The sequence below is a fragment of the Coriobacteriia bacterium genome, from assembly GCA_031292615.1.
Taxonomy (GTDB): Bacteria; Actinomycetota; Coriobacteriia; order Anaerosomatales; family JAAXUF01; genus JARLGT01.
The window spans coordinates 1-8,739 of sequence record JARLGT010000044.1; the positions used below are offsets into that span (position 1 = coordinate 1).

Consider the following 8,739-nt stretch of genomic DNA (forward strand, 5'->3'; position numbering starts at 1 on the left):
CCATCACGGCGCTCGTCTTTCGCTTCACGCGGAGCTTCGTCGGCGCCACCATCGCTGGGATGGCGTCGTTCGTCGTGTTGCAGCACGCGCTGCCGCTCGTGATGCGCTAGGCGCCTTCACGTCTGAGTAGTCGTGCGCTAGACTGAACGACCACGTTTCGGCTACCGGGACGCACGCCCACGGTAGCGCCGCCGCACCGCCGAGAAGGAGCCTGGAAGATGGCCAGAGTCCGCCCGTTCGCCGCGTACCGCTACGCCGAATCCGAGCGCGACATCTCCTCCCTCACCGCTCCCCCCTACGACGTGATCTCGCCCGAGCAGCGCGCCGAGCTACTCGCGGGCAACGACCACAACGTCGTCGCACTCGAGCTCCCCGACGGGCCGCTGGACCCCACCGCGCCGGGCAACCGCTACGCGACCGGTGCCGCGACTTGGAACGCTTGGCGCGAGCAGGGCGTGCTCGTCCAAGACGCCGCCCCCGCCATCTACGTACTCGAGCAGCTCACGCCGCACGCAGGCGTGCTCGTTCGCCGGCGCGCGTTCATCGTCGAGGTCGGCCTTGAGCCGTTCTCGGCGGGTGTCGTCCTGCCGCACGAGCGCACCCTGCCTAAGGCGCTGGGTGATCGCTTCGAGCTGATTCGCTCGACGCGAGCAAACTTGAGCCAGGTTCTCGGCCTGTTCGACGACCCCGACGGCGCCACCGATGCGCTGTTCGTCGCTATCGCTGTCGGCGACCCGATCGCCACCGCGATCGACGCCGACGGAGTGCGAAGCAGCCTGTGGGCCGCAACTGACCCCGCGATCGCAGCCGCAGTAACCGCTGCGCTGGCCGAGAAGCGCATCTTCATCGCTGATGGCCACCACCGCTACACCACGGCACTCGCGTTCCGAGACGAGCGCAGTGCAGCGGCAGCCGCCGCCGGACTGCACCCGGTCGATGCAGCCTCCGACTTCGTGATGATGGCGTTGGTCAACATGGACGACCCCGAGCTCGTCGTGATGCCCACACACCGCGTTGCCACTCCGGTCGGTGAGCTCGACCCCGTTGCATTCTACGAGGCGCTTTCGGCGCACTTCGCCTTCGCCGACCTCCCCGCCGAGAAGCCTTGGAACGCACTCGAGACGCACGAGGAGCCCGCATTCCTCGTCAAGACGTCGGCCGACGCCGCGCCGCGAATCGCGTACCTGCGGGACGACGTCGACATCGACGCGATCATCCCGCTGGAGCGATCGCGTGCCTGGAAGCACCTCGACGTCGCGGTGCTCCAAGAACTCGTCCTCGACCCGCTGCTCGACATCCACCCAGATCGCCCCGAGACGCTCGACAGGCTGTCCTTCGTGAAGGGCGCTGAAGCCGCACTCAACCGCGCTGTAGGCAACGACGTGGTCTTCGTCTTGCGCCCCACGCGAATGGATCAGCTGCGTGCGGTTGCCCTCGCTGGCGAGACGATGCCGCAGAAGAGCACCTACTTCTACCCCAAGCTGCTCTCCGGACTGGTCTTCCGCTCCGCCGAGTAACGCCGCATGCCGGCCGCTTTGCTTTGAGCCGAGGCCTGCTGCGCTCCGCTGGGTTGCGCGCGCACTCTGGCCTACGTCCGCGCGCCTCGGCGCACGCCCACGCCTTCCACATTCCGGCCGACCAGCCGCGGGCACACCGCACCAAGCCGACACTCATCGCACAGCGGACGCTTTGGTCGGCACGTCGCGCGGCCGATCAACCACGCTGGCAGATCGAGCGTTCCTGGAGCCTCAGGACACGCAGCTGCTGCCGCGGCTTCTATCGCCTCACGCGAGTCCACGTCGACGAGGCCCGAGCGCAGGAAGACCCGGCGCACCTGTACGTCGTAGGCAACCTGGCCGCACTCGCGTCCAGTGAGATCTACGCCGAAGTGACGCGTGAGGATCTCGACGGCCATCACGGCCTTCTTGCGCCCGATGCCGTCGAACGCCGAGAGCCGCTCGGTCACGTCGATCACGCTATCGCCAGCAGGCCAGACGTTCGCGGCATCGCCACCGTACTCGTCAAGCAGCCGTCTCGCTGCCGCTGAGATCCAGCGCGGGAGTGTCTCCTTGAACCGGTGAATCATGGGCGGCTGCTGAACGGCAGCTCGTACCACCTCAGGGTTCTCTGCGAGCCAGTCGAGGCTGAGGGTGCCCAGGCGTTGCCGTAGCAGATAGGGGCCCGCCCAAGCGCGTTCGGCGGGAATCCCTTGTGTGAACAGCACACCCAGCAGATAGGCGTTTGCTGAGGACTCCAGCAGCTCGTTGGCGGCCACAGACGCGGTGAAGGCGCCTCCCGTCTGGGCGGCGCCTTCAGCCTCAAGCTCGCGCCCGTAGGCAACGAGCTCTTCGATCACGCCAGTTCGAGACGATCCCACTCAGGCAAGCGAGCGCAATTTGATCTTGTGGATCAAGACCTCGCGCTCTTCCGGAGTGTAGGCGTCCTCAAGCGCATCGTAGGCGGCAACTCTCCCCGTCAGCATGAGCGCGTATGCGATTCGATGGGCCGCCAACAAGAAGCACGCTATCGACCCGGCGACGTAGACGGCGCGTAGCACGCCAAAGATCGTCTCGGGCTCTTCGATGTAGTCGAGCATGACGCTCCTCCCAGTTCGGTTATTGCGACACAGGTCGCCTGTGGGAGTACCTTCCCCGACACCGCACAATGGTCGCGCCCAGAGCACCGATCAGCTCTGGATGCGCGGCCCGTGCGTCAGGAAGAACGCGCAGAACGTGCAACCGTCCTTGATGGCCGCGGAGCGGTCGACGGTGGCGTCGAACACAAGCTCCGGGTCGATCGTCAGCTCATAGGTCGCGCGATCGCACTGCGCGAACGCGCACTTGGTGGGGCAGTTGTCCTTGTATTCAATGCAGTGCGGACACTCGCGCTGCATGTCTTCGTCGCAACCGCGCTGTTCCCAGCACTTCGCCATACGTTTTGCCTCCTAGTTAGCGGTCGCACGATTCTACTACGGCTGCAGGAGCGCCGCACGCAGTGGCGAACACCATTCGAGCAGGTCACATGCCACCATGAACCCTTCTCAATAAGGTAGACTGCCACTCATGCCTAAACCCACCTTGAACACCCAATACGACACTGTGGTCGCCGGCGCTGGCCCTGCCGGCGTGATGGCCGCGCTGCATGCCGCTCGGCGCGGCGACGTGTTGCTCGTCGACGCCTCCCAGCTGCCGCGCGACAAGAGCTGCGGCGGCATGCTCAACGAGTACTCGCAGGAGTTCCTGTCGCGCTTTGGCGAGCTTCCTGGCGAGTCGATTCTCGAGCCACGATACGTGAACTTCCGCTACCACGACTGGGACCGGAAGATCCTCAAACCCACGGAACTAAGCTTCCTGAACGTCGACCGCCGAGGATTCGACGACTGGCTCGTCTCGCTCCTCCCCGACAACGTCACCGTTGCAGGGTCGACGAGCCTCGTGGGCTTCGAACAGGACACCGACGAAGTGCGCGTCCAGCTCAAGAACGCCGCCGACCACACTGTGTCGTGCGGCAACTTGGTTGGCGCCGATGGCCCGCGATCGAGCGTTCGCCGCAAGCTGGGAGTGGGCAGCGTCGGAACCTACGTCACGCTGCAGGACTTCTGCAAAGTCGAAGGCGACATCGAACCGTTCTTCGACTGCATTTACATGCGAGACATCGGCGACGAGTTCGCCTACGCCTATGTCGTGCCCAAGGGCGACGTCGCGATCGTTGGCTCGGTCTTCTACCCCAAAACCAAGCGCCCGTACGAGAAGCACGAGCAGGTGCTCGAACGGCTGCGGGCCGCACTGCCACTCGGCGCCTCCGAGAAGCGTGAGGCGTGGGTCGCGCTATCGGTCCGTCACCCCGGCGACGTCGTCCTCGGTAGCGGACGCGTCCTTCTGGCTGGCGAAGCGGGCGGCTTCATGTCGCCAAGCTCGGGTGAAGGAATCTCCTACGCGCTGAACACCGGCCAACTTGCAGGTCAAGCAATCGCGGATGGCACGGGCCGCAACGCCCTGTCGCGCTACCGGTCGTCTGCCGACGACATCTCGCGCAACATCGCTCGCAAGCTGCGCTGGCTGCCGTTCATGGAGTCACGCGCTGGCAAGTACTTGGCGGGCTTCGTACCGACGCCGATCGTCAGCCGCATCACCAAGGGCCTCTGAGCGCGTCTGCGCTGTCGGTCGCGGAAACACAGTGGCGCGGCCTAGCCGACGCGCTTATTCAGGTGCATCTTGCTTGGCGTCGCGTCGTACTGCCCCTGATACTTGCTGCCGAGTTCCGGGTGCCCATAGGGCCGGTCGACAGGCGTGGTCATCTGAGAGAACGATATCTGGCCGATCTTCATCCCAGGCGTGAGCACGATCGGCAGGTTGGCGACGTTCGAGAGCTCGAGCGTGAGCCTCCCCTGCCAGCCAGGATCGACGTATCCAGCCGTGGAGTGAATGAGGAGCCCCAGTCGTCCGAGAGAGCTCTTGCCCTCCAGCCGCCCTACGACGTCGTCGGGTAGCCCGATGAGCTCGTTGGTCGTTCCGAGCGCAAACTCACCAGGATGCAGCACGAACGGCTCCTCGACCGACGCTGACACCCGCTCCATGAGCCCGACCTGCTCGCGCGCCGGGTCGATGTAGGGGTAGCGTGAGTTGCGAAACACCTGGAAGTCGTCGCCCAGATGCAGGTCGACGCTTGACGGCTGGATGTCGTCGCCGTCGAGCGGGTCGACCACGATCCTCCCCGCCGATATCTCCAGTCGGATGGTTCTATCGCTGAGTACCATCTGCGCTTCCTCCCCTAAGTCACGTGGCCCGCCCGGGGATTCCCCGAGCGGGCCACGGTTCTACCTCCAACAACGAGCGCGTCTTCGCGTTCTAGGCGCACTTGCTGTAGCCGCACGAGCGGCAGACTGCGCAGCCGCTTTCGTGCTCAAGCGAACCGCCACACTCCGGGCACGCGCCCGAATGGTTGTCGAGGTTGTCGACGTGCTTGCTTACCGCAGCGACGGCCACGCCCGTCTCGGCGAACGACTCCTGGTGCTCGAGGACGATACCCACTGCGTCGGCACACGAGAGCACTTTGCCGCCCTCCGCCCAGCACGGTGAGGGGCAGCGGATGCCGCGCAGGTGCTTGGTGATTGCAGCCGGATCAACGCCGGCGCGCAGGGCGACCGACACCATCCGTGAGAGCGCCTCAGACTGCGAAGCCGCGCAACCGCCAGACTTTCCCATCTGCGTGAAGACCTCGCACATGCCGTACTCGTCCCAGTTCACCGTGACGTACAGCGAGCCACAACCGGTCTGTATCTTCTCGGTGCGGCCTTGGGTAATCGACGGACGAGGGCGCGGCTCGATCTCGCCAGCGCGAGCAAATGTCTCCTCAACAGCACCGGCCGAACTCGACTTGCCGCTCTTGCCGGTAGTCAGGACCTGGTTGTCCTTGCTGCCATCACGATAGATCGTGACGCCCTTGACGCCCGACTCGTAGGCCATGTCGTAGACTGCGCGCACGTCTTCAGAGGTTGCCGAGTTGTCGAAGTTGACCGTCTTGGATACGGCATTGTCGGTGTGCTTCTGGAACGCAGCCTGCATCCGAATGTGCCAGATAGGTGCGATGTCGTGTGCCGTCACGAACGCAGCCTGCACGTCGGCAGGAACCTCATCGATGCCATGGACCGACCCGTGGTCGGCTATGAGCTGCATTAGCTCGCGGCTATAGAAGCCGCGCTTGACGGCAATCTCCTCGAAGAGAGGATTGACCTCGACGAGGCGATCGTTGTCCATCACAGTGCGCACGTAGGAGACGGCGAACAGTGGCTCAACGCCGGAAGAGCAGTTCGCGATGATCGACAGCGTGCCAGTCGGGGCAATCGTGGTGACCGTCGCGTTGCGAATCTCGCCGCCTTCCGGCGTGTCATAGATCGAACCCTTGAAGTTCGGGAATGCACCGCGGGTCTCGGCGAGCTTGCGGGACGCCGATTTGCCCTCGGCATCGATGAAGCCCATGACCTTCTCGCCCAGCGCCACGCCTTCCTCGGTGTCGTAGCCGATGCCCATCTTGATGAGCATGTCGGCCCAGCCCATCACGCCGAGACCGATTTTGCGGTTGCCCGCAACCAACTCGGCGATCTGCGGGAGGGGGTAGTTGTTGACCTGAATGACGTCGTCGAGAAAGCGCACGCCACGATGGACGATGTCGGCGAGACGATCCCAGTCGACTTCGGGCCCGTTCTCGGTCGGCTTCACGAGGCGGGAGAGGTTGATCGATCCAAGGTTGCAGGCCTCGTACGGAAGAAGAGGCTGCTCGCCGCAGGGGTTGGTCGACTCGATCTCCCCCAACAGCGGCGTGGGGTTATCGCGGTTCATGCGATCGATGAATATGATGCCGGGGTCACCGGTCGCCCAGGCCATCTCGACGATGAGGTCGTAGACCTCACGGGCGTCCAACTCGCCGACAACGGCCTTGTCACGCGGGTTGATGAGGTCGTAGGCGGTGCCCGCCTTGACGGCCTCCATGAACTTCTCGGTCAGCGCGACAGAGATGTTGAAGTTCGCGAAGTCGCCGTCGGCCTTGCACCTGATGAAGTGCAGGATATCCGGGTGGTCGATGCGCAGCACGCCCATGTTGGCGCCGCGGCGTGTGCCGCCCTGCTTGACCGCCTCGGTGGCCTGGTTGAAGACACGCATGAACGAGACCGGGCCGCTCGAGACGCCCTGCGTCGAGCGGACCTGATCTCCACCTGGGCGTAGACGCGAGAAGCTGAATCCCGTTCCGCCGCCGGACTTGTGAATCAGCGCCGTATCGCGCACGGCACCGAAGATCGACTCCATCGAGTCTTCCACTGGCAGAACGAAGCACGCCGAGAGCTGCTGGAGCTCGCGCCCAGCATTCATCAGCGTCGGGGAGTTCGGCAAGAACTCCAGCGAAGTCATGAGGTCGTAGAAATCGCGGGCCGTCTCCGCCACCTGCGCGTCGGTGGCTCCCCAGGCGCTCTCGGCCGCCGCGATGTTCTCGGCAACGCGGACAAACATGTCCGATGGGTTCTCGAGCGGATTGCCCGACTCGTCCTTCAGCAAGTAGCGCTTCTGCAGCACCTTGATTGCATTGGGGCTCAGAATGTCATCGATGGCGCGCGAATAACCAGTCGCGCCGGTGGCTTCCGCCATTTGGTTCCCCTCTCCCTCGCCGAGCAGCCCTTGCAGGACGCACCAGTCCCGAGCCGCGCGGCGCTCGCATACACAACATATAGGTGCTCGGCTATCGTACGAGCGTACATCTAGTGCGTCAACGCGTAGATGACGAGCGGCGGCCAACTTGCGCCATACGGCTTGTGACGTAGCTCACACCCCAGAACTAGCCGCCCGGCGAACGGTGCGCTGGGCGCCAAGTCGACAGATCTCTGCAGGAAAGCGCAAAGCGCCACGTCAGGCTTGAGGGCCGGACGCGGCGCTTGGGTTAGCTGCGAGAAGCGCGCTAGACGGGCTCGACTCTTGTGACCTCGGGGAGGTTCTCCTTCAGCACGCGCTCGACACCGTTGGCCAGCGTCAGCTGAGACATCGGGCAGCCTCGGCATGCGCCCTGAAGCGCGACCTTGACGACGCCATCTTCGGTCACGTCAACGAGCTCGACATCTCCGCCGTCGGCCTGCAAGGCCGGACGAATCTTATCGAGAACCGTCTGTACAGTTGCCTTGTCCATCATCGGGACCCTCCTCATGCGGGGTTCGTGGTCTTCAACATGCAACGGGATTCGATCCCGGTGCCCTCGAATAGCGAGAAGCGTACCACAATCCTGAGTGAACGGGTCAAGTATGCGTCTGATGCGACGCGATCGGCCAGCCGGCCGCAGGAGAAACACGTTCCAAATGCACAAGAGCCGTCGGATGTGCTCAGCAGCGTTCTACTCTCCCACGGCCTACGCCGCAGTACCATCGACGCTGGAGGGCTTAACTACCGGGTTCGGAATGGGACCGGGTGTACCCCCTCCGCCATAACCACTGAGCACATCCGACGGCTCTAAACAGTCGGAATCGTATTCCGTTGTGAATGCATACACCAGGGCCTGCACCCTGAATGCTGCATAGCGCGATCACTTCTCAGAATGAGATCAAGACCTCGGCCTATTAGTACTGCTCGGCTGAACACATTACTGCGCTTACACCTGCAGCCTATCAACCTCGTAGTCTACGAGGGGCCTTACCTGGTTAACCCAGTGAGAGACCTCATCTTAGGATGGGCTTCCCGCTTAGATGCTTTCAGCGGTTATCCCTGCCGAACGTAGCTAACCAGCGGTGCCGTTGGTCGACAACTGGTACACCAGAGGTTCGTCCGCTCCGGTCCTCTCGTACTAGGAGCAGCTTCCTTCAAGTCTCTTACGCCCACGGTGGATAGGGACCGAACTGTCTCACGACGTTCTAAACCCAGCTCGCGTACCGCTTTAAATGGCGAACAGCCATACCCTTGGGACCTACTACAGCCCCAGGATGCGATGAGCCGACATCGAGGTGCCAAACCCTCCCGTCGATGTGGACTCTTGGGGAGGATCAGCCTGTTATCCCCGGAGTACCTTTTATCCGTTGAGCGACGGCCATTCCACTCTGAGCCGCCGGATCACTAGAACCCACTTTCGTGTCTGCTCGACTTGTAGGACTCGCAGTCAAGCTGGCTTATGCTCTTGCACTCTACGAACGATTGCCAACCGTTCTGAGCCAACCTTACGTGCGCCTCCGTTACATTTTAGGAGGCGACCGCCCCAGTCAAACTACCC

At 63.5% G+C, this 8,739-nt stretch carries 8 protein-coding genes and 2 rRNA genes; 2 read left to right on the forward strand and 8 right to left on the reverse strand.

Annotated features, from left to right (window positions below; all coding sequences use genetic code 11):
• Positions 1-218: 218 nt before the first annotated feature.
• The gene (locus P4L93_04210) at positions 219-1,517 is read left to right on the forward strand and encodes a DUF1015 domain-containing protein (GenBank protein ID MDR3686146.1); all 1,299 of its coding nucleotides are present in this window, start codon (positions 219-221) and stop codon (positions 1,515-1,517) included.
• A gap of 71 nt (positions 1,518-1,588) precedes the next feature.
• Here the strand turns inward: P4L93_04210 and P4L93_04215 are convergent, their stop codons facing one another.
• The 3 genes from P4L93_04215 to P4L93_04225 form a co-directional block, all read right to left on the reverse strand.
• The gene (locus tag P4L93_04215) at positions 1,589-2,356 is read right to left on the reverse strand and encodes a hypothetical protein (GenBank protein MDR3686147.1); all 768 of its coding nucleotides are present in this window, start codon (positions 2,354-2,356) and stop codon (positions 1,589-1,591) included.
• Between the two features lie 21 nt (positions 2,357-2,377).
• Positions 2,378-2,596, reverse strand: coding sequence for a hypothetical protein (locus P4L93_04220; protein ID MDR3686148.1), 219 nt, complete (start codon positions 2,594-2,596; stop codon positions 2,378-2,380).
• A 90-nt stretch (positions 2,597-2,686) separates the two neighbouring features.
• A complete protein-coding gene (locus P4L93_04225; protein ID MDR3686149.1) occupies positions 2,687-2,932 on the reverse strand; it encodes a hypothetical protein in 246 nt (81 codons plus the stop codon).
• A 130-nt stretch (positions 2,933-3,062) separates the two neighbouring features.
• Between P4L93_04225 and P4L93_04230 the strand changes: the two genes are divergently transcribed.
• The gene (locus P4L93_04230; protein MDR3686150.1) at positions 3,063-4,145 is read left to right on the forward strand and encodes an FAD-dependent monooxygenase; all 1,083 of its coding nucleotides are present in this window, start codon (positions 3,063-3,065) and stop codon (positions 4,143-4,145) included.
• Between the two features lie 41 nt (positions 4,146-4,186).
• Here the strand turns inward: P4L93_04230 and dcd are convergent, their stop codons facing one another.
• The 5 genes from dcd to P4L93_04255 form a co-directional block, all read right to left on the reverse strand.
• Positions 4,187-4,756 (reverse strand): dCTP deaminase, encoded by a 570-nt coding sequence (dcd, locus tag P4L93_04235; protein ID MDR3686151.1) that lies wholly within the window; start codon positions 4,754-4,756, stop codon positions 4,187-4,189.
• Positions 4,757-4,847: 91 nt separating this feature from the next.
• The gene (locus tag P4L93_04240; GenBank protein ID MDR3686152.1) at positions 4,848-7,139 is read right to left on the reverse strand and encodes a vitamin B12-dependent ribonucleotide reductase; all 2,292 of its coding nucleotides are present in this window, start codon (positions 7,137-7,139) and stop codon (positions 4,848-4,850) included.
• A 307-nt stretch (positions 7,140-7,446) separates the two neighbouring features.
• Positions 7,447-7,674 carry a NifU family protein gene (locus tag P4L93_04245; protein ID MDR3686153.1) on the reverse strand — a complete coding sequence of 76 codons (228 nt, stop codon included), beginning with the start codon at positions 7,672-7,674 and terminating at the stop codon, positions 7,447-7,449.
• Positions 7,675-7,859: 185 nt separating this feature from the next.
• A 5S ribosomal RNA gene (gene rrf / locus P4L93_04250) occupies positions 7,860-7,974 on the reverse strand.
• Between the two features lie 101 nt (positions 7,975-8,075).
• Positions 8,076-8,739: ribosomal RNA gene (locus P4L93_04255) — 23S ribosomal RNA — on the reverse strand; the annotation flags it as partial.

What these genes read in the sequence shown, in the direction of transcription:
- P4L93_04210 (MDR3686146.1), top strand. Translation starts at nt 219, where the DNA reads ATGGCCAGAGTCCGCCCGTTCGCCGCGTACCGCTACGCCGAATCCGAG.
- P4L93_04220 (MDR3686148.1), bottom strand. Translation starts at nt 2,596, where the DNA reads ATGCTCGACTACATCGAAGAGCCCGAGACGATCTTTGGCGTGCTACGC.
- P4L93_04225 (MDR3686149.1), bottom strand. Translation starts at nt 2,932, where the DNA reads ATGGCGAAGTGCTGGGAACAGCGCGGTTGCGACGAAGACATGCAGCGC.
- P4L93_04230 (MDR3686150.1), top strand. Translation starts at nt 3,063, where the DNA reads ATGCCTAAACCCACCTTGAACACCCAATACGACACTGTGGTCGCCGGC.
- dcd (MDR3686151.1), bottom strand. Translation starts at nt 4,756, where the DNA reads ATGGTACTCAGCGATAGAACCATCCGACTGGAGATATCGGCGGGGAGG.
- P4L93_04240 (MDR3686152.1), bottom strand. Translation starts at nt 7,139, where the DNA reads ATGGCGGAAGCCACCGGCGCGACTGGTTATTCGCGCGCCATCGATGAC.
- P4L93_04245 (MDR3686153.1), bottom strand. Translation starts at nt 7,674, where the DNA reads ATGATGGACAAGGCAACTGTACAGACGGTTCTCGATAAGATTCGTCCG.